The following is a 21932-nucleotide window of genomic DNA, read 5'->3' on the forward strand; positions in this document are numbered from 1 at the left end:
TGAAAGGGCGGGGTGCGCGGCCGCCGGGACAGAGCAACGGACGGAACCTTTGGATTCATAGACGACGGCCGGCCCGGCCTGCCCTGATTCAGGGGTGGCCCGACCGCGATAATGAGGGGACACAATCCGTGCTCAACACTCTGCAAACCGAACGCGGCATTCGTATCGATGTTGACCGCAGCCGCGACCGTCTCCTCACCGATTTCGGCAAGGCCACCCTGGACGACCGCTACCTGCTGCCCGGCGAGTCCTACCAGGACCTGTTCGCCCGCGTTGCCGGCCATTATGCCGACGACACCGCCCATGCCCAGCGGATGTACAACTACATCAGCAAGCTCTGGTTCATGCCGGCGACGCCGGTGCTGTCGAACGGCGGCACCAACCGCGGCCTGCCGATCAGCTGCTTCCTGAACGAAGCCAATGACAGCCTGGATGGCATCCTTGGCCTGTGGAACGAGAATGTCTGGCTGGCGGCCCGCGGCGGCGGCATCGGCAGCTACTGGGGCAACCTGCGCTCGATCGGCGAAAAAGTCGGTCAGAACGGCAAGACCTCGGGCATCATCCCCTTCATCCGCGTGATGGACAGCCTGACGCTGGCGATCAGCCAGGGCTCGCTGCGCCGTGGTTCGGCCGCCTGCTACCTGCCGGTCGACCATCCGGAAATCGAGGAATTCATCGAGATCCGCCGCCCGACCGGCGGCGATCCGAACCGCAAGGCGCTGAACCTGCATAACGGCATCCTGATCTCGGACGCCTTCATGCGCGCCGTGGAGGCCGACGAGCAGTGGGCCCTGCTCAGCCCGCATGACCAGACCGTGCAGCGCACCGTCTCGGCCCGCGCGCTGTGGATCCGCATCCTCACCGCCCGCATCGAGACCGGCGAGCCCTACCTGGTCTATATCGACCATGTGAACCGCGCCCTGCCGGAGCAGCACAAGCTGGCCGGCCTGCGGGTCAAGACCTCGAACCTGTGCAGCGAGATCACGCTGCCGACCGGCATCGACCATCATGGCCAGCAGCGCACGGCCGTGTGCTGCCTGTCGTCGCTGAACCTGGAATACTTCCATGAGTGGAAGGAACACCCGGTGTTCATCGAGGATTGCCTGCGCTTCCTCGACAACGTGCTGAGCGACTTCATCGCCAATGCGCCCGACAGCATGAGCAAGGCGCGCTATGCCGCCGAGCGCGAGCGTTCGGTCGGCCTCGGCGTGATGGGCTTCCACTCCTTCCTGCAGGCCAATGGCGTGCCGTGGGAGAGCGTGATGGCCAAGGTGTGGAACCGCACCATCTTCAAGCATGTGAAGGACCAGTCCGACGCCGCCTCGCGCAAGCTGGCGGAAGAGCGCGGCGCCTGCCTCGATGCCGCCGAATACGGCATCATGGAGCGCTTCTCGCACAAGATCGCGATTGCACCAACCGCCTCGATCTCGATCATTGCCGGCGGCGCCTCGCCCGGCATCGAGCCGAACGTGGCCAATGCCTTCACGCACAAGACGCTGTCGGGCTCCTTCTCGGTGCGCAACCGCTATCTTGAGAAGACGCTAGAGCAGTATGAGAAGAACGACGACGACACCTGGTCGTCGATCACCACCAATGGCGGCTCGGTGCAGCATCTCGACTTCCTGAATGAAGATGAGAAGGCCGTGTTCCGCACCGCGTTTGAGATCGACCAGCGCTGGCTGATCGACCTTGCGGCCGACCGCACGCCCTATATCTGCCAGGCGCAGAGCCTGAACATCTTCCTGCCGGCCAATGTGCATAAGCGCGATCTGCACCAGATCCACTTCCAGGCCTGGAAGAAGGGCGTGAAGAGCCTCTACTACTGCCGCTCGCTGTCGATCCAGCGTGCCGAAACAGTGTCGGGCCAGTCGGCCATCGAGAAGACCAACGTGGTGACCATCCCGCTGGTCGGCAAGATCAACGACGGCGAACGCCCCATGGGTGTGCCCGGGGGCATGCCGGAGCTGGAACCGGAACTGCCGCTCGCCGCCATGGCGGCGGCTGGCGGCCCGCGCGAAGCGGTCGATTACGATGAGTGCCTGTCCTGCCAGTAAGCGTTGGCAGAAACCCTCGATAAAGATTGCGGCCCGGGAGCGATACCCCGGGCCGTTTTCATTTCAGCCTGACCGGGTCAGGCCAAATACAGATCTGTTTTAATCGCTGGGGTCGCGGCCGGTGCCGCGCCGGTCTACACACGGATCATACAGCGTCGGGTGCCCCGATCTGCCAGATCTCGATGGCGGCAACCACCACCACGCCCGCGCCCAGCCCGATATGGGCAATCAGCGCCATGTCATAGCTGGTGAATCCGATCAGCCAGGGCGACAGCACAGCCCACAGGCCAAGCAGGCCATTGATATAGGCTTCCCAGCGGTCAAGCAGCGTCAGCGCGAGGGCCGACAGCGCAAAGATCAGACCGCCGATGATGACGGCATTGAGCGTCGCCGCATCCAGGCCGGTGAACTGCAACAGCCATGGCGATACCGCCAGCAGCAGCCCCAGTATCATGTTGGTCCAGTCCTGCCAGCGGCGCGTTTTCGCCCTGGGTTCCGGATGTCCGGATGGGTGGTGATGCGTGGCATGGGCCATGACGTTCCTCCTCCGGGATGGTCGGCTTACGCCGGTGATCCCGCTGAAAAGGCCGTGCGGCGGCTGCTTCCCCCGTGCATCGCGCACGGCTCTTCGAATCACATAGGGCTCCAAAGCACGGCCGGCCAGCAGGCTGGGCCTGCAGTGTGGCTTTTTTAAGCCGTCAGGTTGCCGTGGGAATCCGGCTTAAAACCCTGGAATCGCCGCCTGCTCCACCTGCGGCAGCACGTCGAAGGGCAGCATGGCATGCACGCCCTTGTTGCCATCCACCAGCTGGGTGATGTGCAGGTCGCAGGCCAGGCTGCAGAGCGCATAGGCGTCATTCGCCGCCAGGCCGGCCACGGCGCCCAGCAGGTCGATCATGTCTTCCAGCGCCCGCGTCGCGGCATCGTCCAGATCGGGATCGAAGGCCATGGTGATCAGATGCGTCGGCGTCACCGCGCGCGGTCGCGGCAGGCTGCGGCCTTTGTGGAGCACAAAGGTGAAGTCGCCTTCCAGCGCCGTTTCCAGCGCGGTGAGATTGACCTCGCCATCGCCCTGGCAGGCATGGCCGTCGCCGGTGGAGAACAGCGCGCCGGGCACGAAGACCGGCAGGAACAGTTTTGTGCCGGCGATCAGTTCGCGATTGTCGATATTGCCGCCATATTCGCGCGGCTCGATGGTGGAAACCCGGCCATAGGACGGCCGAGGCGACACGCCCATGACACCGAAGAACGGCCGCAGCGGCACCACCGAGCCCCAGGGGCACGTCGCCGTCATCGCATTGCGGTTGATCGGAATCTGCAGCAGCCGGCCGTCGGGAAAGCGATGTGGCAGGCTGCCACGCAGCGGCCGGTTGGCGTTCCAGCCCCAGTCCTGGATCAGCCGCACATCCTCGATCCGCACCTCCAGCACATCGCCCGGCATCGCGCCTTCGATGGCCACCGGCCCGGTCAGGATATGACCGGGCAGCACGGGCTTGAGGGTTTCGACGATGGTGCGATGCTCGGGCAGCACGGCCAGGCCCGCACTGGCGGGCGGAATCACATCGGCACCGCCCGAGACGGTGCGGATGGTGACACTGGCGCCCGAGGCCACGGTCAGTACTGGCTGCAGGGTCGCATCAAAGAAGCCCCAATGTACGGTATCGGGGGTCGGTTCAAGCCGGTGATCGGTCATGCTGCGGGTCTGCCGTCTGGGTTTAGGGCTGACCGCAGCCTAACCGATCACCGATCCGGCTGCCTACTGGCGATCTCAGTGATGCTTGTGCTTGTGTTTGTGGTCATGGCTGTGGCTGCCGAGCGGCGCGCCATAGCGGTGGATATGCAGCGGCTCCTTGCACAGGCCGCTGCAATAGCTGGCAACGGTCTTTTCCAGCTTGTCGTACAGCACGCGGTTGGGCTTGTTGATCGCCTCCAGCCGGGCGCGCGCGGTTTCGGCCTGCTTGGCCAGCTTGGCCAGATCGACATTCACGAGCTTGCGATTCTCCACCACCATCTTGCCGCCGACCATCACGGCATCGACCGATGTGCCGTCCTCGGTATGCACCAGCTGGTTGACCGGATCGTTGAACGGAATCCAGTTGATGCTGTCGAGGTCGAGGAAAACGATATCGGCCTTGTAGCCCTTCTCGATCTGCCCCAGCTTGCCCTCGAAGCCCAGTGCCTTGGCACTGCCGACCGTTGCGGCCTCCAGGATCTGGTCGGTGGTGAGCCAGTCGGCGATATCGGGGCCGCGCACCTTCGACACCATCGAGGCCAGCCGCATCGATTCATACATATTCTGGTTATCCGAACAGTTGGCGCCATCGGTACCGATACCCAGATTGACCTTGCGGCGCAGCATGCCGATCACATCGGCCAGGCCGCTGCCCAGCCGCATGTTGCTGCCGGGATTGTGCGCCACCGAGGCGCCCTTGTCGCCCAGCCGTTTCATGTCGTCATCATCCAGCCAGACGCCATGGGCCACGGTGAAATTCGGGCCGACCGCGCCCATGTCATCCATATGGCTGGTCAGCGATTTGCCATAGCGCTTGTAGCCGGCGATGACCTGCAGCTTGGATTCCGAAACATGGCTGTGCATGGCGACATCGAAATCGCGGGCGATCCGCACGCAATCGGCGATGAAATCATCCGAGCAGTGATGCGGAATCGTGGGCGCAACCGCGGGCCGGATCAAGTCATGGTCGTAATTCCAGGCCTTCAGCGCCTTGCGGATGGCCTTCACGCTGGTCTTGTAGGGCGCGAGCCGCAGCCGTTCGACATCCTTCTGCAGGCCAGGCGTCAGCCGCTCCATCAGGCCCGGCACTGCCTCGAAGAAAGTACGATCGGCCACCATCGGGGCGACCACGGCGCGCATGCCGGCATCGGCATAGGCCTGGGCGCAGGCCTGCAGACCGTCCACCGACGGCATGGGGAATTCGACGGTCAGATCGTAAACCGCCGTGCAGCCTTTCAGCAGGCCTTCGGCCGCGCCGATCAGCGTGGTGAGATATTTATCGTCCAGCGTGCGGTTGCCGCTGATCGCCGGTCCGGCAGTGAGCAGCAGTTCCAGGGTCCAGCGGTCGCCCATGCCCTTGGCGAGATTGCCATGGCCATGGGTATGCGCGTTGATCAGGCCGGGATGCAGCAGGCGACGCCGCGCATCGATCACGATGGCATCGGCCGGCGCCGCCATGCCGGGCTTGCCGATCTCAACAATGGTGTCGCCGGCGATCAGGATATCGGCCGCATCGGCGCGATGCTTGGCGATATTGACGATTTTGCCGCCCCGGATGATCGTCTTGCGCTTGGCCATGCCGACTTTCCTCACTGTTTTCCGTTATCGTTCGACCAGGGCACCAGAATGCGTTCGATGGCGACGACAATCTGGAACAATACGATGCCCATGAAAGACAGCAGGATAAGCGCGCCCCAGGCCAGTGGCACCTTGAAAAATGCCGTCGCGCTGACGATCAGATAGCCCAGGCCACGATCCGCATTGACGAATTCGGCCACCACGGCGCCCACCACCGCCAGGGCAATCGCCGCCTTCAGCCCGCTGAACACGATCGGCATGGCAAAGGGCAGCCGGATGCGCACCAGCTCCTGCCACCGGCTGGCCTTGCAAGCTCGCCCCAACTCCAGCAACTCTGGCGGTACCGCCAGCAGGCCGGCGGCACAGGACAGCACCAGCGGAAAGAATGCGACCAGGAAAGTGATGACGATGCGCGGCAGTTCGTTGGCGCCGAGCACCACCACGAGGATCGGCGCCAGCGCCACCTTCGGGATCGACTGGGTCAGGATCAGGATGGGATAGATTGCATTGGCGATCATGCGTGAGGAGGTCAGTGCCACGGCCAGCGGCAGGCTGATGATCACCGACACCAGAAAGCCGACCATCACGGTGGTGAGGGTGGCGCCGGCATGGGTCAGCACCTGCATGCGCATGGCCCAGGTCTCACCCCAGATGGCGCTGGGGCTGGGCAGCAGGAAAGCCGGCACGCCAAAGACCCGGCAGGCGATTTCCCAGGCCAGAACGAGCAGCGCCAGCACAACGAGCGGCAGCCAGAATTCCTGGGTCCGGCGCCACAGCGCGGCTTTCTTCCGGCGCGGTGCCGGCGTCGTCAGGATGATGGCGTCAGGCTGCACGGGCGCCCCTCCGGCCGAAAATCAGTTCGCGGATGCGGCGGGCGCAGCCCTGGAATGCTTCGTTGCCCTCCTGGTCGAAGCTGCGCGGCCGCGACAGCGGCACATCGATGATCTCAACGATCTGGCCCGGGCGCGGCGACATCACCACCACGCGGTCGGCCAGTAGCACGGCCTCGGGAATCGAATGGGTCACGAAGACAATGGTCTTCGGCCGCTCGGTCCAGATGCGCAGCAGTTCGAGCGTCAGCTCTTCCCGCGTCAGGGCATCCAGCGCGCCGAAGGGTTCGTCCATCAGCAGCACGGAAGGGTCATGCAACAGCGCGCGGCAAATGGCAGCGCGCTGCTGCATACCGCCGGAGAGTTCGCGCGGGTATTTCTGCTCAAAACCGCCGAGGCCGACCATATCGAGCAACTGGCTCGCCTTGACCTTGCTGTCGGGCTGTAGCTTGCCCATCAGGCTGAGCGGAAACAGCACATTGTCCTTGATCGTGGCCCAGGGCAGCAGGGTTGGCGCCTGGAACACGATGCCGGTGTCTTCGCGCGGCCCGGTGACGGTGGCGCCGTCGATGGTGATGGTGCCGCTGCTGAGCGGCAGCAGGCCGCCGATCAGGCGGAGCAAGGTGGATTTGCCGCAGCCCGAGGGACCGACCAGGGCGATGAACTCGCAGTCGCCGATGGTGAGCGAGGCATCCTTCAGCGCGACGATGTCTTCACCGTCGCGCGTCAGGAACACCTTGGATGCGCGGTCAATCGTGATCACGACCGGTCCCCCGCTGGATGCGTTACTTGGTCAGAAGGCTGGTATCTACCGCCTGGGCCGGATTCCACGACTTGTCCAGATTCTGCGACTCCGCCACCACCTGCCAGGTGAAGTTCAGGCGTTCGGCGGTTTCCTTGCCGTAGCCGGTGGCCTTGTTGTAATCGGTGAAGACGAACTTGGTGGTTGCCTTCACGCTGCCGATGCAGTCATCCAGCGCCACTTCCGGAACCTTCTCGACATGCGCCTTGCAAGCCTCTTCGGGATTCGCGTTGGCCCATTCATAGGCCTTGCGCGTCGCCAGCAGGAAGCGCTTGGTCAGGTCCGGCTTCTCAGCAATCATCTTGTCGGTTGCGATCACGGTTGCCGCATAGATGGCAAAGCCGGTCTCCACGAACGGCAGCACGACAATCTCTTCCTTGGCCGCAACGGCTGCCTTGTTCTGATAATAGTGGTGGATCGAATAGAACGGCGCCGCATCAATATTCTTGGCGATCAGCTGCGCGGCCATCGCCGCGCCGTCCATGTTCACCCAGGTGATCTTGCTGGGATCGGCGCCGGCCAGTTCCGCCACCTTTGGGAAATACAGCTGATGCGAATTGCCGGGCGTGGTGCTGACCTTCTTGCCCTGGATCTGCTTGAAATTGGTGATCCCTGAGCTTTTCAGCACGAACAGCGAATGCGGCGAAAACTGGTAGTTGATGGCAATGGCCTTGACCGGAACATTCGCGCGCGCCCGCGCGGTGAGCACGGCGCCCAGATCGGCAATGCCGAAATCCGCGGCGCCGCCAGCCAGCTTGGTCACCGTATCGCCCGAGCCATAGCCGCGGGTGATGGTGACGTCGATGCCTTCGGCGGCGTAAATGCCCTTCTGCCAGCCGCCATAGAACATGGCGTGCTCGCCGGACGGAAGCCAATCTGTCTGGAAACGGACCTTGTCGGCTGCCGTGGCCGAAAACGGCAGCGCAATCAGCGCAGCCGCACAAAGCACCTTCTGCATCGTATGCGTGATCATTGTCGATTCCCCTTGGTTACCGATGTCGCCGTCGATGACTGCTTACGATCAGAGAGGACCGTGCAGGGATCGCCGGTTTCGGTATCAAGGTTGACCGAGCATGCGGGGGATGTCGTATGCCGATTTGCGCCTTGCCCTTAATCTGCCGTTATGGGTGCGGGCGAAGCAGGTGGAATCTGCCCATCATCTTTGCAGAAAGCATGCAATCTGCACAGATTACGTGCGCCGGTTCACGAGATCAGCCGGCAGGTGCGCCCTTGTGGCCGCGGTAGCTGAAGAAGGACACGATCTGGTCGATGGTCTCGCCATCCTCAGCCAAAGGACAATGGATATATTCCAGTACCGTCATCTTGAAGGTGAAGGGCATGGTCGGCGGTCCCTGCCGCAGATAGGCATGGCCGGTTTCAAGCACCTTTTGCCGCGTGTCGATGATGATGGAGGCGGCGGGCAATTCGGCGACGATCTCGTCGAGATAGCGATGGCCGATCGTGACCGGCGAGGCATCGATCACATCCTGCCCCACCACCTTCATCTTGAAACGGGTGCGGTCCACCTCGCGATGCACCGTGACCAGCACCACGCCAGACAGCAGCGAGGGAATTTCCATCGGATCGAAATTCTGCCGACGCGGCAGCCGGTTGGTCGGGTGGATCGACAGCATGTAGCGGATGAAATCGGCAAGCCGTGGCGATTGCACCTTGGACAGGCAGTCTCGTAACGCAGCGATATTGCGCTGGCACAGGTCCAGCGGCTTGAAGGCGGGTGTCATGCTATCGGTTTAGCGGATCGCCGGCCCCGGCAAAGAGTTACATATTGATAATGCCGCCATCGACACCCGTGTCGCGAGGATCGGAAACCGCTGTCGTTACATAAACTTGCAGGTTACCCGGCCTGTCTTCTCCTGGCAGTCCAACCACACTCGCGGTGTTATCTCCCGTTCAGATGGCTGGCATCGGGTCAAACTATTTCAGCAATGCCGGGCCGCTCACTAGGCTGACGCACAGCCTCGACTCAGCCCGCATCACATTGCCTGCAATGAGAAAAATGCCGGTCCAGCGGAGCCGGTGCCGAGAGATCGATTCAGTTGCACAGACGGGCGTAGTCCATGACATCTGCAGAGCAAAGCTTATCCGGCGCCTTTGCCGAACTGATGGCGATCCGCGCCGGCAGCAGGCCTGAAGCCGGCGAGGTCACCATCACCGGCAGCGACCCGCTGTTCCGCACCCCCTTCCGCATCGGTGAAACCCTGGCCATGGCGCTGGCCGCCCGCGGCGTCGCCGCCAACGATCTCTGGGCCTTGCGTACCGGACAGCGGCAGAAAATCGCGGTCGATGCCCGCGCCGCGGCGATGACCTCGTTGTATGGCAGGGAGGTGACACTGCTGCGTGACGCGGACGGGCAGTACCAGCCGGTTCCGGTCGCCCCCGCGCTGAAGCATATGGTGGCGATGACGCAGCCCTGGCAGGCCGCCGATGGCCGGTGGGTGCTGCCGCATACCAACCTGCCGCATCTGCAGCGCCGCGTGTTCGACGTGCTCCAATGCGACAACACCGTCGACTCCATCAAGGCCGCCGTGGCGCGCTGGAACGCCGATGATCTGGACCGGGTAATCGCCGCCGCCAACGCCTGTGCCGCCAAGGTGCTGACGCCTGAGGAATGGCTGGCGCATTCCCAGGGCGCCTATCTGGCATCGCGCCCCGTGGTCGAGATCACCCGGGTGGCCGACAGCGCGCCGGAGCCTTTGCCCGCGGGCGGCGACCAGCCGCTGTCGGGCATACGCGTGCTCGATCTGACGCGCATCCTCGCCGGCCCCACCACCAGCCTGGGCCTGGCCGAACATGGCGCCGATGTTTTGATGGTGACGGCACCCGACCTGCCGCAGGTGCCCTCTTTCGTGCGCGACACCAGCCATGGCAAGCGCAGCTGCTTCCTCGACATCAAGCGCGCCGAGGACGCCGCGACCTTCCGTTCCTTGGTGCGGGATGCGGATATTCTGGTTGATGGCTACCGTCCCGGCCGGCTGGCGGCGCATGGTTTCGGCGTCGACGAGCTGATCGCCCTGCGCCCGGGGCTGATCCATGTCAGCGTCAACTGTTTCGGCTCCGGCGGGCCGCTGGCCGACCGCGCCGGCTGGGACCAGATCGCCCAGGCCATCACTGGCATCTGCCACACGCAGGGGCTGGCAACCGGGGCCGGCCAGCCGAAACTGACACCCGTGCCGATGTGCGATTTCCTCACCGGCTTCCTCGGCACCTTCGGCGCCCTGCTGGCGCTGGCGCGGCGGGCGCGCGAGGGCGGCAGCTATCGCGTGCAGGTGTCGCTGTGTCAGGCCGCCATGCTGTTTCAGCGCCAGGGACTGGTCGACGGCTTCGAGGATGCGCCGGGACAGCTCACGCCGGCCGAATTCGACGCGCTTGCGGTGCGTGTCGACAATACCGTTTACGGCGACCTCAAGACGCTCGGCCCGGTGTTGCGGATGTCAGACACGCCCTGCCGCTGGTCACGCCCGACGCCGAAGCTGGGCAGCGACCGGGCGGACTGGTTGGAGCGGCCAGTCAACTAACCTGGGCAACCGCCATATCTGTCCCGGACAACAAATGCTGCACGAAGGCGGGCGCGGGCAGGCCCGGCAGGCCACCGCGCCAGACCACATAGAGTTCTTTCTCCAGCGGCGGCGCTACGAACGGGAGAGCACGCAAGCTCCCTGCCTTCACCTCATCTGCCACTGCCGATGCCAGCACCAGCGAGATCCCCAAACCGGCTTTGACAGCCTGTTTCACGGCTTCGGTGCTGCCCAATTGCATCGCAACCCGAGGCACTGGTACGGTGCCGCCGAAATAACGGGCCAGCATCCGGCCGGTGCCGGTACCCGGTTCTCCGCCGAGGAGATCGTGCCGGCTTAATTCATCGCATGAGATACGGGCTTGATGGCCCAGCGCATGGTCAGGCGGCACGATGACCACAACCGGTTCGCTTTTCCAATATTGCGCATGACAGCCATCACGGTTGTCCCACCATTCCATCACCGCCACATCGATCTCGCTGTTCTCCAGCTTCTCGGCGATAGCAGGATTGCGGTCGATAACGATGTCATAGGCCTTGTCCCCGTGCGTCCGCAGGTAGGACCGGATATGCGGCTGCAACAGGTAGATGCCGATATTCGAACTGGCGCCAATTCGCAGGTGATCTCCCGATACTGCCGCAAGCGCGCGGTCATTGACCCGCAGGATACTCTGGGCATAAGGCAGGAAGTTCAAGGCATCCCGCGTCGGCTCGCATCCCGTGCGTGATCGAAGAAACAGGGGTTTACCGAGTTGCTCTTCCAGCTTCTGGATATGCAGGGTTGCTGTCGGCTGCGCAATGCCAAGCTTTTCCGCGGTCCCCAGGAAACTCTTCTGTTCGATCAACGCTAGGAAAGTCTGGACCCACACCAGATTCAGCATGGTCAAGCCGCCTGCCGCGGATCGTTGACAGCATCCATCGGCCGCTTGCCTGACAAGGCCTGCAGGATGTTTTCCGCTGCCCGCATCTCAATGGCGAGCCGAACCTTCTGGACCGCAGAGCCGATATGCGGGCTGAAGAGCGTATGGGGATGTGCCAGCAGTTCCGGTGCTATCTCGCGCGGCCGGTCCGCCCTGGCCCAGTCCTCAAGCTCGAAGACATCGGCTGCGTAGCCAGCGAGATGGCCTGACTGCAAGGCCATCAGGACATCAGTTTCGTTGACCACGGAACCACGGCAAGGATTGACCAGGAAAGCGCCGGGCTTCATCTGTGCCAGCCGACCGGCATTGATGAGGTGAATGGTTTGTGGGGTCAGCGGCAGCGCCAGAATGACGATATCGGACTCCTGGAGCAGACCGGTGAGATTCGTCCAACCGATCTCCAGCATGGTCTCAACATTGCCTGAAGCCTGGGTGCGGTCTGTGTAAACCACATGGGCGCCCCACCCCTTGAAACGCGCCGCCATGGCCTGGCCGATCGCCCCCATGCCAACAATGCCGATCGTCGAGCCTTCGATGCCAAGGCCGTAAAGCTCGGGACGCCAGCCCTGGAATTTTCCCGAACGGACACGGGAATCGGCTTCGATGATTTTGCGGGTCAGCCCGATCGTCAATCCGATTGCCAGCTCGGCTGTAGGCACGGTCAGCAGGTCGGGCACAAAGCTCAACCAGACGCCGTGGCCCGTGCAGGCGTCGACATCGAAATTATCATAGCCCTTTAGCGCGGCGCCGATGATCTTCAGTTTCGGGCAGGCCGACAAGAACGCCGCGTCCACCCGGTCCGGCATGAATGCCATCATGGCGTCGGCCTGCGCAGTACGGGTCATCACTTCGCTTGCTGCTAACGTATCCAGCGTCTGGTTGGTGACCAGATCGCAATCGCGACCGAGATATTCGAGGACTTCCTGATGAACCTTATGGGTCAGGACAACGCGAGGCTTCACCGGCGCACCCTTACTTGAATTTCTTCCGGAGATGGCCGCTCAGGCCATCAACGATCGTCACCATGACCAGGATAACCAGCAGGATGGCACTGACTTCCTGGTACTGCATGATGCGCAGCGACCCCATCAGTTCGAAGCCGATACCACCCGCACCGACCATGCCCATTACAGTGGAGGCACGGAAATTGTATTCCCAGCGGTAAATCGAGACATCGGCGAACTGAGGCAGCACCTGAGGCAGCACCGCGTGGAACAGAACCTGTAGCGGCGTGGCGCCCGCCGCGCGGGCGGCCTCCACGGGAGCTTCATCCACATGCTCGATCGCTTCCGCAAAGAACTTTCCGACCATGCCGACACTGTGCAGGCCGAGCGCCAGGACACCGGGTAGCGCACCGAATCCGACGGCGGCCACGAAAATGATGCCCATGATGAGTTCAGGGACCGAGCGAAGCGCATTCAGCAATGTGCGCGCCGCGTGGAAGATGGTGGGATGCGGCGCTGTATTGCGCGCGGCCAGGAAGGCCAAGGGAAAGGACAGCAGAACTGCGACCGCGGTACCCGCAACGCTCATCGCCAGCGTATCGACCAACGGCTTCACCCAGCTCTGGGCGTTGGTGAAATCGGGCGGCATGGACTCGCCGGCCAGCGTCAGGATGGCCGGAATGCCATTGACCAGGGTTCCGACATCCAGAAGGCCGACATACCAGGCCGCAGTGAGAACAATGACCGCCACCACGGCGATTTGTATTGCCTGTCGTTTCCAGGACTTCCCGTAGGCGTCCAGAACCTGGGCTTTTGTAAACGCAATCGCCGTGGCGTCGGTCATGTCACTCACTCACATCGTCGCAAAGTCTAGTTTCAGCAGCTTGCCCATGTCCCGAATGACGTCATATTCCTTGTCCGTGATCGGGGCGAAGCCATCAGCCTTGAAGTTCTTCAGGACGGCCGGATCCTTCATGTTCACGAAAGTCGAGCGGATCTTGTCCTTGAGCTTGCCATCAAGGTCGGAGCGCATCGTCCAGGGGTATTGCGGATACTCCTTGCTGTAGCCCAGCACCTTGACCTTGCTGGCGTCGACCAGCTTTCGCTCGGTTACCGCCTTCCAGATGACTTCCGACAATCCGCCCGCATCGGCATTGCCGTTGGCGACATTCACCGCGACCGCGTCATGCGTGCCGACAAAGTGCTGGCTGTAATCCTTGTCCTGAAGCAGACCAGCTTCCGCCAGAACGGTCTTCGGGATCAGGTGGCTGGAGGTCGAGGCCCGGTCGCCGTAGGCCATCTTCTTGCCCTTGATATCGGCAAACGAATTGACACCCGAATTCGCATTGGCAATCACGACCGAACGATACGTCGGCTTGCCATCCTGGGTCATGGCGGCAAACGGCTCGATATTGGCCTTGGTCTTGGCCAGCACATAGGACAGCGGACCGAAATAGGCCAGGTCGATACGACCGAAGCGCATGGCCTCAATCATCGAGGAATAATCGGTGGTAACCACGAGCTGGATTTTCTTGCCCAGCTCCTTTTCCAAAAGATCTTTGAGTGGCTGGTTCCTCTTGATGAGTTCGGAAGCATTCTCATCCGGCAGCAGGGCCACTTTCAGGGTATCCGGGTTGGCCTCGGCGGCCAGGACCGGCGCAGTCAGGCCAACGGCCATGGCCGCGGCAAGAGCGAGTTTTAACAAGCGGTTCATGCGGACATCTCCATTTCCGGGATTAAAGCTGGGCTGGTGGCAGTATGGACAACAGGTCTGACGATGGCGGCCGGTGAGGGCTTCAGGTGGCCGGCATAGATTTCGGCCAGCTCGCCGCTGCCGAGATTTGCCGGCGTGCCATCGAAGACAATTCGGGTGTTGGCGATACCAACGACGCGGTCGGCGAAACGCTGGGCATATTCCAGCTGGTGGAGCGAGACCACCGCGGTGATACCGTCGGCCCGGCAGATGTTGCGCAGCAGTTCTAGAATCTTCTCGGACGTCGCCGGGTCCAGGCTGGCTACCGGCTCATCGGCCAGGATCATGCTGGGCTGCTGGGCCAGGGCCCGGGCAATGCCCACCCGCTGTTTCTGACCGCCGGAGAGCTGGTCGACACGGGACATGGCCTTGTCGGCCAGCCCGACGCGCTCCAGACAATGCAAAGCCAGTTCTATATCGGCCCGTGGCAGCGGCAGGAAACTGCGGAGCGTGCCGTGATACCCCAGGCGCCCGGTGAGCACGTTGGCCAGCGCAGTATGGCGTTCGATGAGCTGATGATGCTGAAAGACGAGCGCCGTTTTGCGGCGGTGCTGACGAAGTGCACCGGATGCGCCAAGCCGGCCGAATTCTGGAGACACAATGTCGCCCGTGGTCGGACGAACCAGCAGGTTCAGGGTCCGCAGGAGCGTGGATTTCCCGGCGCCGGACAGGCCGAGCAGAACGGCGAATTCACCCTTGTGGAAGTCGATGCTGGCGGACCGCAGCGCTACGACCCCGCCGGGATAGGTAACTCCCACATTCTGCAGGCGAAGGACCGGCTGGCCTCGGGTAGATTGGGTCGCCATGAATCACCTTTCGTAATCCTGCAGAGCCTGCGATTGGATTTCGCAATACCTAGATACGGGCGGTGACTCAGCCGTGACTCCTCGATGAAAGTTTCATGACGCGCGCCCCCGGCCTCGCTGGTGATCCCTGTCACACCAATTTAACTTGTACACAATTTAATTGTTCGCTATATTTCTCCCTGTAAGCGACACCCTTCGCCACCCAACAGGAGAGTTCCCCATGTCCATCACCCCGCTCTACACCACCTCTGCCACCGCCACTGGCGGCCGCTCGGGCAAGGTCACCTCGGCCGACGGCATCATCGACATGACCCTGGCCATGCCCAAGGAACTGGGTGGCCCCGGCAATGCCGCCAACCCGGAAACCTTCTTCGCCAGCGGCTATGCCGCCTGCTTCCAGGGCGCGCTCGGCCTGGTCGCCCGCAACCAGAAGGTCGCGCTGCCGGCCGGCAACACGGTCACCGTGACCATCGGCATCGGCAAGGACGAGACCAGCTTCGGCCTCAACGCCAAGATCGCCGTCGCCCTGCCGGGCATGGACAAGGCCCAGGCCGAGGCGCTGGTCGCCGCCGCCCACCAGGTCTGCCCGTATTCCAAGGCGACCAAGGGCAATATCGAGGCGACGCTGGAAACTTCGGTCTAAACTGCGACTCGCGGCGCCGGGGTTTACCGCCCGGCGCCGCCTAATGCCGCGAGAATCCCATGTCTGCCGACGACCAGCTCAAGCTCGACAACCAGCTCTGCTTCGCGCTCTATGCCGCGTCCAACGCCATGGGCCGGCTGTATCGCGACAAGCTGGAGCCGCTCGGCCTCACCTATCCGCAGTATCTGGTCATGCTGGTGCTGTGGGAACAGGACCGCCTGGCGGTGAAAGCCATCGGCGAGCGGCTCTATCTCGATTCCGGCACGCTCACCCCCATGCTCAAGCGGATGGAACAGGCCGGCCTGCTGCAGCGGGCCCGCGACCCGGCAGACGAGCGCCAGGTCGTGGTCGCGCTGACCGCCGAGGGCCGCAAGCTGAAGGCCACCATGCGCAAGGTGCACAGCGACCTGGGCTGCCTGCTGCCACTGGAGCGGACCGAGATTGGCCGGCTGCGGGCCGAGTTGCGCGGCCTGGCCGACGGGCTGATCGCCAACACGCCGGAATAATCCACAGTTTCCGGCCATCCGCCGGGGTTTTCCACAGCCCAAAAGGCCCACTAGATATAGCGTCAGGGGCCGATTTGGCTTGTCCCCGACACCAGATATTGCGATATTGCGGCCTCAGAATCTCAAGTGAGGAACCCATGTCGCTGCTCGACTCCAAGCCGGTCTACAAGCCCTTCAAGTATCCGTGGGCCTACGAAGCCTGGATGACCCAGCAGCGCGTGCACTGGCTGCCCGAGGAAGTGCCGCTCGCCGACGACGTGAAGGACTGGCAGAAGAAGCTGACGCCGGGCGAGAAAAACCTGCTGACGCAGATTTTCCGCTTCTTCGTCCAGGCCGATGTGGAAGTGAACAACTGCTACATGAAGCATTACGCGCGGGTGTTCAAACCCACCGAAGTGCAGATGATGCTGGCCGCCTTCTCCAACATGGAGACGGTGCATATCGCCGCCTACTCGCACCTGCTCGACACCATCGGCATGCCCGAAGAAGAGTATTCGGCCTTCCTCCGCTACAAGGAGATGAAGGACAAATACGACTACATGCAGCAGTTCGGCGTCGAGACCAAGGCCGATATCGCCAAGACGCTGGCCGTGTTCGGCGCCTTCACCGAAGGCCTGCAGCTGTTCGCCTCATTCGCGATCCTGCTCAACTTCCCGCGCTTCAACAAGATGAAGGGCATGGGCCAGATCATCTCCTGGTCGGTGCGCGACGAAAGCCTGCACACCAACTCGATCATCCAGCTGTTCCGCACCTTCGTGGATGAAAACCCGGAAGTATGGAACGACGAGTTCCAGCGCGATCTCTATGTCGCCTGCTCCACCATCGTCGACCATGAGGATGCCTTCATCGACCTCGCCTTCGAGATCGAGGGCGTGCAGGGCCTCACGGGCCAGGAAGTGAAGGACTATATCCGCTGGACCGCCGACCGCCGCCTGCTGCAGCTCGGCCTGCAGCCGATGTACCGCGTGGCGAAGAACCCGCTGCCCTGGCTGGATGCGATCCTCAACGGCGTGGAACACACCAATTTCTTCGAGAACCGCGCCACCGAATATTCCAAGGCCTCGACCCAGGGCAACTGGGAAGACGCCTTCGCTTAATCTCGGTCCGATATCCCGCATGCATTATGGCCGGGCTTGTCCCGGCCATTTTGTTATGATGGCCGCATGACCTACACCGTCCGCCCCGCCCGCCGCAGCGAAGCCGGCACGCTGCGCGATATCGAACGCGCCGCCGGCCAGGCCTTCATCGCCGCCGGCTTTCCCGATGTGGCCGGCTACGAGCCGACCCATGGCGACGACCTGCGCGAGGCGGTGAATGACGGCACGCTGTTCGTGGTTGCCGACATGACCGACTGGCCGGTCGGCTTCGTGCTGTGCGGCGAACTCGATCACGGCCTGTATGTGCAGGAACTCAACGTGCATCCCGACCATGCCGGCAACCGGCTGGCCATCCCGCTGCTGGGCGCTGCAGAAAACCTGGCGCGCATGCTGGATCTCGACCGGCTGACGCTGACCACCTTCCGCCATGTGCCGTGGAACGCGCCCTATTATGCGCGGCTTGGCTTCAGCGAGATCCCCGACGATGCCATCGGGCCGGATTTGCGCTTTGTCATCGCCCGCCAGCATGCCGCCGGGCTGGACATTACCAAGCGCGTGGCGATGCAGCGCTCTGTTGCCGGAATCTGAAGTCCTCAGGCGAGGATGTCGATGGCGTGCTTCTGCAGGTCGATGCCGGCGCGCAATGTCACACCGCTGGCGCCGGCCTGGGTATCGGTGCTGACCAGCAGAACGGCCGCCTTCGCCATGCTGTCGAGATCGAGGCTGCCGCTGTTGACCGCCTCGACCGCCGCTTCCAGGGACTGCTCGGCCTGGCGCAGGCCGTTCAGCGAGGCCGCAATCGGGGAAAGTCCGCTCATCGAGATCATTCCGCCACGCTATCCCGGGCGGGAAATTTCCTCAACCCTGCCAACAGGCTGCCCCTGCGACTGGGCTTGGCCACAATGATGGGGCTATAACAGCAGCAAGGCCCTTCCTGCGATTCATTCCAAACGAGACCGATGTCCGCGCTCCCCGCCAATCCGCTGCTCCCGCTCCCGATTTCCCAGTACCGCGAAGGCAATACCGGCATTCCCTATGCCCATGTGCTGGACTCCGGCCGCCCCGGCCCGCAGACGGCGATCACCGCGCTGGTGCATGGCAACGAGGTCTGTGGGGCGCATGCGCTCGACCTGCTGTTCCGCGAGAAATTCCAGCCCGCCGCCGGCCGGCTGACCCTGATCTTCTGCAACGTCGCCGCCTATACCCGCTTCGACCCGAACGAGCCGACCGCCTCGCGCTTTGTCGACGAGGACATGAACCGCGTCTGGGGCGCCAATGCGCTGGACAGCACCCGCCGCTCCATCGAACTGGACCGCGCCCGCGAGATCGAGCCTTTGCTGGCGGAAGTCGACCTTCTGCTGGATCTGCATTCGATGCAGCAGCCCTCGCCGCCGCTGATGCTGGCCGGGCCGCTGGCCAAGGGCCGCGCCTTTGCCGCGCAAGTCGGCGTGCCGGCAACGGTCGTCGCCGACCAGGGCCACAAGGCCGGCCTGCGCATGCGCGATTACGGCGGCTTCGGCGACCCCGACAGCACCAAGAATGCCCTGCTGGTGGAATGCGGCCAGCATTGGGACCAGGCGAGCCGCGGCGTCGCCATCGAGACCATGTTCCGTTTCTTGCATGCGGTGGGCCAGGCCTCTGCCGCCGATCTGGCGCGGCACCAGCTGGCGCCGGCACCGCAGGCGGTGCAGAAATTCGTCGAGGTGACCGATGCGATCACCATCGCCACCGAGGACTTCAGCTTCGCGCAGCCCTACAGCGGCCTGGAATCGATTCCGCGCGCCGGCACCGTGATCGCCCATGACGGCAGCACGCCGATCAAGACACCCTATGACGACTGCGTGCTGATCATGCCGACCAAGCGGCTGAAGCCCGGGCAGACGGCCGTGCGGCTGGGCCGCTACATCGCAGCGTAAACGACATGCTGCGCAACCTGGCATCCAGCCTGCCCGCGCTGCTGATCGGCGCGGCGGGCGGTGCGGTGTTCCTGTATTTGCGCATGCCGCTGGCCTGGATGCTGGGCAGCATGTTCCTGACCGGCGTGCTGGCGCTCGGCGGCCTCGACAAGCGCGTGACCCTGCGCGTGGAGCCGCGGCTGCGCGCGGTGATGATCACCGTGATCGGCGTGATGCTGGGCAGCGCCTTCAAGCCCGAGATGATCGACCGCGCGCGCGAATGGATTGGCCTCATCATCCTGATGCTGGCCTATATCCCGATCGTCACCACGATCTGCTACGTGATGTTCCGCCAGCTGGCGCGGCTCGACCCGGTGACGGCGTATTTCTCCGCCGCCCCCGGCGGCCTGCAGGAAATGACCCTGGTGGGCGAGCATTACGGCGGCGACGGCCGCAGCATCATCCTGACCCATGCGCTGCGCGTGTTTCTCACCGTGATGACGGTGCCGGTGTATTTCCGCTTCATCGAGAACCTGAACGTGCCGCCGATGGCACAGGGCGACCATCTGTGGCAGCTGCAGTGGCATGAAGGCGCGCTGCTGGTGGCCTGCGGCGTGATCGGCTGGTATGCCGCGCGCATCTTCCGCATTCCGGCCGCGCAGCTGGTCGGCCCCATGGTGGTCTCGGCCATCGTGCATCTGCTCGGCTGGTCGCATGCCTCGCCGCCACCGGAACTGGTCGCCACCGCGCAGGTGGTGATGGGCGCAGCGCTGGGCTGCCGCTTTGTCGGCACGCCGCTGAAGGAAGTGGGCCGCATCGCGACCTATGCGGCCCTCGCCACCTTCGCCATGCTGGCGGTGGCGGTCGGCATGACGGTGGCGTTTGCGGACTGGGCCGGCATCAAGAGCGAGGCGCTGATGCTGGTGCTGTCGCCCGGCGGCATGGCCGAGATGAGCCTGGTGGCGCTGGGCCTTGGCGTCGAGGTCGCCATCGTCGCCTCGATGCATATTTTCCGCATCGCGGTGGTGGTGATCGCCGTACCGCCGGTGTTCAGGCTGCTGGGCCTGAAAAAATCGGGCTAACGCACTGAAAAGACTGTGCCGGAGCGCGACAAACCGGGCCAGTTCGGCGCCAGGTGCAGCCCATTCAGGGCCAAGTCGATCCCATTGGATGCCAATGCGATCCAATCGAAACCAAGTAAAGCCAAGTGCAGCCCATCCGATCCGGTTCGATCCGACAGCCGCAAACACGAACCGCCGGCTGGACGGCCGGCAATGATTGGCAGGGATGCACGATGACCAAGATCAGGAGCAAACAAAGATCTTGAAGAATGAGAACAAAAGTAGTACACTGAGGCATAGTCTGCAATTCATTTTTCCATCACTTCATATTGAGACACATCATGCCGTTTTCCCTTCTGGACGACCTGCTGCCGGCGACCGCGCAGCCCACATCTTTGCCCTCCGTCGACACGGAGGATCTGTTCCGCCTCTCGGGCTCGGTCGGCGCCCAGGCAGACAATGACCGCCAGGATGTGATCAAGACGCAGCTGATGCTGGACCGCGCCGGCCATCTCGATCTCGGCAGCCTGGGCGGGCCGACCGGCTGGCCCGGCGGCGAACTGACGCGCGGCCTGCGCAGCTATCAGAAGGCGCGCGGCCTCGGCGTCGACGGGCTGATGCTGCCCGATGGCGAAACGCTGCGCAGCCTGAGCGACGACCTGGCCGACATGGCGGGCACGCGCGTGCCGACGCCGCAGGAGGTGGATCGCCAGCACCAGCAATGGGCACAGGCCGGCATGCAGGAGCATGCGGCGCCGGTGCGTGGCGAGACCAAGGGGTATGCGCTCAGCGAGCAGGGCCTGCATGCGATCAGGCAGCATGAAACGCTGCAGCAGAAAACCTATCGCGACCAGGCCGGGCACAACACCATCGGCTATGGCCACAAACTGCTGCCCGGGGAAGAGAAGCTGTATGCTGGTCCGATCGATGAGAAGACTGCAACGGCACTCCTGGCCAAGGATGTCGCCGCTGCTGAAGCAGCGGTGAAACGGCTGGTGAAGTCGCCGCTGTCGCAACAGGAATATGATGCACTCGTCAGCCTGGCCTATAATATCGGCCAGGGCGGCTTTGCCGATTCCACTACGCTGAAGCAGCTTAACAAGGGCGATTACAAGGCCGCCGCCGATGCCATGCTGATGTGGGACAAGATCACCCAGAATGGCCAGAAGGTGCAGAGCAACGGCCTGGTCACGCGACGCAACACCGAGCGCAACCTGTTTCTGAACGGAACCTATCAAAGCGGAGCCGACAAGAAATGAACCGATACCGTCTCGTTCTCTTCTGTCTGCTGGCACTCGGCCTATCGCCTTTCGCCCTGCAGGCGGCAACGCCGCCGGAAAAACCGATCTTCGACCGTGACTGGATCGCCGGCAGCACCACCGCGATGGGGATTACCGGCGACATGCGGATGACGCCGGACAGCATCACCTTCGATGGCCGTGTGACCTACAAGCTGCGCTTCGTCGCCGAAATCGTGCCGCAAAAGCCGATAAGCGAATGGCGCCACATTCCCAGCTTTTCCCTCTATCAGGCGGTCGACCTGGAGCCGCGCCAGATCCGGCAGGGCAACAGTCTGTGCGGCGGCATCGACACGGCGGAGCCGGTATATTATTTCGCCATCGGCCACGACGCCGGGAGCCAGAGGCTGATTATCATTGCTTTCGGCGACAAGACACAGCCGGCCGACATCAACTACAGCGTCAAAGGTGTTTGCGGCGGCTACGGCTATTTCACCAAATAAACGCTCACGGCACCCGCTTTGGTGATCTCCGCCAT

General features: G+C 63.2%; 23 protein-coding genes. 10 read left to right on the forward strand and 13 right to left on the reverse strand.

Features of this window, described 5'->3' with window-relative positions; all coding sequences use genetic code 11:
* Positions 1–128: 128 nt before the first annotated feature.
* Positions 129–2054 (forward strand): ribonucleoside-diphosphate reductase subunit alpha, encoded by a 1926-nt coding sequence (locus AAG821_RS07955; protein WP_341912250.1) that lies wholly within the window; start codon positions 129–131, stop codon positions 2052–2054.
* A gap of 145 nt (positions 2055–2199) precedes the next feature.
* On the opposite strand, the gene AAG821_RS07960 is transcribed toward AAG821_RS07955, so the two are convergent.
* From AAG821_RS07960 to AAG821_RS07990, 7 genes are all read right to left on the reverse strand, one after another.
* The gene (locus tag AAG821_RS07960) at positions 2200–2589 is read right to left on the reverse strand and encodes an SPW repeat protein (protein ID WP_341912248.1); all 390 of its coding nucleotides are present in this window, start codon (positions 2587–2589) and stop codon (positions 2200–2202) included.
* A 186-nt stretch (positions 2590–2775) separates the two neighbouring features.
* The gene (locus AAG821_RS07965; protein ID WP_341912246.1) at positions 2776–3747 is read right to left on the reverse strand and encodes an acetamidase/formamidase family protein; all 972 of its coding nucleotides are present in this window, start codon (positions 3745–3747) and stop codon (positions 2776–2778) included.
* Positions 3748–3822: 75 nt separating this feature from the next.
* Positions 3823–5364 carry an amidohydrolase family protein gene (locus AAG821_RS07970; protein ID WP_341912245.1) on the reverse strand — a complete coding sequence of 514 codons (1542 nt, stop codon included), beginning with the start codon at positions 5362–5364 and terminating at the stop codon, positions 3823–3825.
* An 11-nt stretch (positions 5365–5375) separates the two neighbouring features.
* The gene (locus AAG821_RS07975; protein WP_341912243.1) at positions 5376–6197 is read right to left on the reverse strand and encodes an ABC transporter permease; all 822 of its coding nucleotides are present in this window, start codon (positions 6195–6197) and stop codon (positions 5376–5378) included.
* The gene (locus AAG821_RS07980; protein ID WP_341912241.1) at positions 6187–6957 is read right to left on the reverse strand and encodes an ABC transporter ATP-binding protein; all 771 of its coding nucleotides are present in this window, start codon (positions 6955–6957) and stop codon (positions 6187–6189) included. The genes AAG821_RS07975 and AAG821_RS07980 overlap by 11 nt, the downstream gene beginning before the upstream one ends.
* 22 nt (positions 6958–6979) lie before the next feature.
* Positions 6980–7969 carry an ABC transporter substrate-binding protein gene (locus tag AAG821_RS07985; RefSeq protein ID WP_341912239.1) on the reverse strand — a complete coding sequence of 330 codons (990 nt, stop codon included), beginning with the start codon at positions 7967–7969 and terminating at the stop codon, positions 6980–6982.
* Positions 7970–8207: 238 nt separating this feature from the next.
* Positions 8208–8738, reverse strand: coding sequence for a hypothetical protein (locus AAG821_RS07990; RefSeq protein ID WP_341912237.1), 531 nt, complete (start codon positions 8736–8738; stop codon positions 8208–8210).
* Positions 8739–9074: 336 nt separating this feature from the next.
* Here AAG821_RS07990 and AAG821_RS07995 point away from each other — a divergent pair, with 336 nt between their 5' ends.
* A complete protein-coding gene (locus AAG821_RS07995; RefSeq protein ID WP_341912235.1) occupies positions 9075–10532 on the forward strand; it encodes a CoA transferase in 1458 nt (485 codons plus the stop codon).
* Here AAG821_RS07995 and AAG821_RS08000 read toward each other — a convergent pair.
* From AAG821_RS08000 to phnC, 5 genes are read right to left on the reverse strand one after another with little or no spacing between them, the layout of a single operon-like run.
* Positions 10525–11412: a LysR family transcriptional regulator gene (locus tag AAG821_RS08000; protein ID WP_341912234.1), complete on the reverse strand. Its 888-nt coding sequence runs from the start codon at positions 11410–11412 to the stop codon at positions 10525–10527. The genes AAG821_RS07995 and AAG821_RS08000 overlap by 8 nt on opposite strands.
* 2 nt (positions 11413–11414) lie before the next feature.
* On the reverse strand, positions 11415–12413 hold the full coding sequence (locus AAG821_RS08005) for a phosphonate dehydrogenase (RefSeq protein WP_341912231.1): 999 nt from the start codon (positions 12411–12413) through the stop codon (positions 11415–11417).
* 10 nt (positions 12414–12423) lie between these two features.
* Complete coding sequence (phnE, locus tag AAG821_RS08010) at positions 12424–13239, reverse strand: phosphonate ABC transporter, permease protein PhnE (RefSeq protein WP_341912230.1); 816 nt, start codon at positions 13237–13239, stop codon at positions 12424–12426.
* A 9-nt stretch (positions 13240–13248) separates the two neighbouring features.
* Entirely contained in the window at positions 13249–14073 is an 825-nt protein-coding gene (gene phnD / locus AAG821_RS08015) for a phosphate/phosphite/phosphonate ABC transporter substrate-binding protein (RefSeq protein ID WP_341912354.1), read from the reverse strand.
* A gap of 32 nt (positions 14074–14105) precedes the next feature.
* Positions 14106–14954 carry a phosphonate ABC transporter ATP-binding protein gene (gene phnC, locus AAG821_RS08020; protein WP_341912229.1) on the reverse strand — a complete coding sequence of 283 codons (849 nt, stop codon included), beginning with the start codon at positions 14952–14954 and terminating at the stop codon, positions 14106–14108.
* A 220-nt stretch (positions 14955–15174) separates the two neighbouring features.
* Between phnC and AAG821_RS08025 the strand changes: the two genes are divergently transcribed.
* From AAG821_RS08025 to AAG821_RS08040, 4 genes are all read left to right on the forward strand, one after another.
* Complete coding sequence (locus AAG821_RS08025) at positions 15175–15597, forward strand: organic hydroperoxide resistance protein (protein WP_341912227.1); 423 nt, start codon at positions 15175–15177, stop codon at positions 15595–15597.
* Between the two features lie 59 nt (positions 15598–15656).
* On the forward strand, positions 15657–16103 hold the full coding sequence (locus tag AAG821_RS08030; protein ID WP_341912225.1) for a MarR family transcriptional regulator: 447 nt from the start codon (positions 15657–15659) through the stop codon (positions 16101–16103).
* Positions 16104–16240: 137 nt separating this feature from the next.
* The gene (locus AAG821_RS08035; RefSeq protein WP_341912223.1) at positions 16241–17200 is read left to right on the forward strand and encodes a ribonucleotide-diphosphate reductase subunit beta; all 960 of its coding nucleotides are present in this window, start codon (positions 16241–16243) and stop codon (positions 17198–17200) included.
* 66 nt (positions 17201–17266) lie between these two features.
* Positions 17267–17788, forward strand: coding sequence for a GNAT family N-acetyltransferase (locus AAG821_RS08040; RefSeq protein WP_341912221.1), 522 nt, complete (start codon positions 17267–17269; stop codon positions 17786–17788).
* A 5-nt stretch (positions 17789–17793) separates the two neighbouring features.
* Here the strand turns inward: AAG821_RS08040 and AAG821_RS08045 are convergent, their stop codons facing one another.
* Complete coding sequence (locus AAG821_RS08045) at positions 17794–18018, reverse strand: hypothetical protein (protein WP_341912219.1); 225 nt, start codon at positions 18016–18018, stop codon at positions 17794–17796.
* A 141-nt stretch (positions 18019–18159) separates the two neighbouring features.
* On the opposite strand from AAG821_RS08045, the gene AAG821_RS08050 reads away from it, so the two are divergent.
* From AAG821_RS08050 to AAG821_RS08065, 4 genes are all read left to right on the forward strand, one after another.
* The gene (locus tag AAG821_RS08050; RefSeq protein WP_341912218.1) at positions 18160–19116 is read left to right on the forward strand and encodes a succinylglutamate desuccinylase/aspartoacylase family protein; all 957 of its coding nucleotides are present in this window, start codon (positions 18160–18162) and stop codon (positions 19114–19116) included.
* A gap of 5 nt (positions 19117–19121) precedes the next feature.
* A complete protein-coding gene (locus tag AAG821_RS08055; RefSeq protein WP_341912217.1) occupies positions 19122–20177 on the forward strand; it encodes an AbrB family transcriptional regulator in 1056 nt (351 codons plus the stop codon).
* Between the two features lie 320 nt (positions 20178–20497).
* Positions 20498–21415 carry a glycoside hydrolase family protein gene (locus tag AAG821_RS08060; RefSeq protein WP_341912215.1) on the forward strand — a complete coding sequence of 306 codons (918 nt, stop codon included), beginning with the start codon at positions 20498–20500 and terminating at the stop codon, positions 21413–21415.
* Positions 21412–21897 carry a hypothetical protein gene (locus AAG821_RS08065; protein ID WP_341912213.1) on the forward strand — a complete coding sequence of 162 codons (486 nt, stop codon included), beginning with the start codon at positions 21412–21414 and terminating at the stop codon, positions 21895–21897. Before AAG821_RS08060 ends, AAG821_RS08065 begins: the two co-directional genes overlap by 4 nt.
* The last annotated feature ends 35 nt before the right edge of the window (positions 21898–21932 follow it).

The organism is Ferrovibrio terrae (genome assembly GCF_943372915.1).
In the GTDB taxonomy this organism is placed as follows: domain Bacteria; phylum Pseudomonadota; class Alphaproteobacteria; order Ferrovibrionales; family Ferrovibrionaceae; genus Ferrovibrio; species Ferrovibrio terrae_A.

Excerpts from the sequence above, each read along its gene's own strand:
- AAG821_RS08035 (WP_341912223.1), top strand. The coding sequence starts at position 16,241 with ATGTCGCTGCTCGACTCCAAGCCGGTCTACAAGCCCTTCAAGTATCCG.
- phnC (WP_341912229.1), bottom strand. The coding sequence starts at position 14,954 with ATGGCGACCCAATCTACCCGAGGCCAGCCGGTCCTTCGCCTGCAGAAT.
- AAG821_RS08065 (WP_341912213.1), top strand. The coding sequence starts at position 21,412 with ATGAACCGATACCGTCTCGTTCTCTTCTGTCTGCTGGCACTCGGCCTA.
- AAG821_RS08025 (WP_341912227.1), top strand. The coding sequence starts at position 15,175 with ATGTCCATCACCCCGCTCTACACCACCTCTGCCACCGCCACTGGCGGC.
- AAG821_RS08030 (WP_341912225.1), top strand. The coding sequence starts at position 15,657 with ATGTCTGCCGACGACCAGCTCAAGCTCGACAACCAGCTCTGCTTCGCG.
- AAG821_RS07990 (WP_341912237.1), bottom strand. The coding sequence starts at position 8,738 with ATGACACCCGCCTTCAAGCCGCTGGACCTGTGCCAGCGCAATATCGCT.
- AAG821_RS08045 (WP_341912219.1), bottom strand. The coding sequence starts at position 18,018 with ATGAGCGGACTTTCCCCGATTGCGGCCTCGCTGAACGGCCTGCGCCAG.
- AAG821_RS08055 (WP_341912217.1), top strand. The coding sequence starts at position 19,122 with ATGCTGCGCAACCTGGCATCCAGCCTGCCCGCGCTGCTGATCGGCGCG.
- AAG821_RS07985 (WP_341912239.1), bottom strand. The coding sequence starts at position 7,969 with ATGATCACGCATACGATGCAGAAGGTGCTTTGTGCGGCTGCGCTGATT.
- AAG821_RS08060 (WP_341912215.1), top strand. The coding sequence starts at position 20,498 with ATGCCGTTTTCCCTTCTGGACGACCTGCTGCCGGCGACCGCGCAGCCC.
- AAG821_RS07960 (WP_341912248.1), bottom strand. The coding sequence starts at position 2,589 with ATGGCCCATGCCACGCATCACCACCCATCCGGACATCCGGAACCCAGG.
- AAG821_RS07995 (WP_341912235.1), top strand. The coding sequence starts at position 9,075 with ATGACATCTGCAGAGCAAAGCTTATCCGGCGCCTTTGCCGAACTGATG.
- AAG821_RS08000 (WP_341912234.1), bottom strand. The coding sequence starts at position 11,412 with ATGCTGAATCTGGTGTGGGTCCAGACTTTCCTAGCGTTGATCGAACAG.
- AAG821_RS07970 (WP_341912245.1), bottom strand. The coding sequence starts at position 5,364 with ATGGCCAAGCGCAAGACGATCATCCGGGGCGGCAAAATCGTCAATATC.
- AAG821_RS08050 (WP_341912218.1), top strand. The coding sequence starts at position 18,160 with ATGTCCGCGCTCCCCGCCAATCCGCTGCTCCCGCTCCCGATTTCCCAG.
- AAG821_RS08040 (WP_341912221.1), top strand. The coding sequence starts at position 17,267 with ATGACCTACACCGTCCGCCCCGCCCGCCGCAGCGAAGCCGGCACGCTG.
- AAG821_RS07965 (WP_341912246.1), bottom strand. The coding sequence starts at position 3,747 with ATGACCGATCACCGGCTTGAACCGACCCCCGATACCGTACATTGGGGC.
- phnD (WP_341912354.1), bottom strand. The coding sequence starts at position 14,073 with ATGGCCGTTGGCCTGACTGCGCCGGTCCTGGCCGCCGAGGCCAACCCG.
- phnE (WP_341912230.1), bottom strand. The coding sequence starts at position 13,239 with ATGACCGACGCCACGGCGATTGCGTTTACAAAAGCCCAGGTTCTGGAC.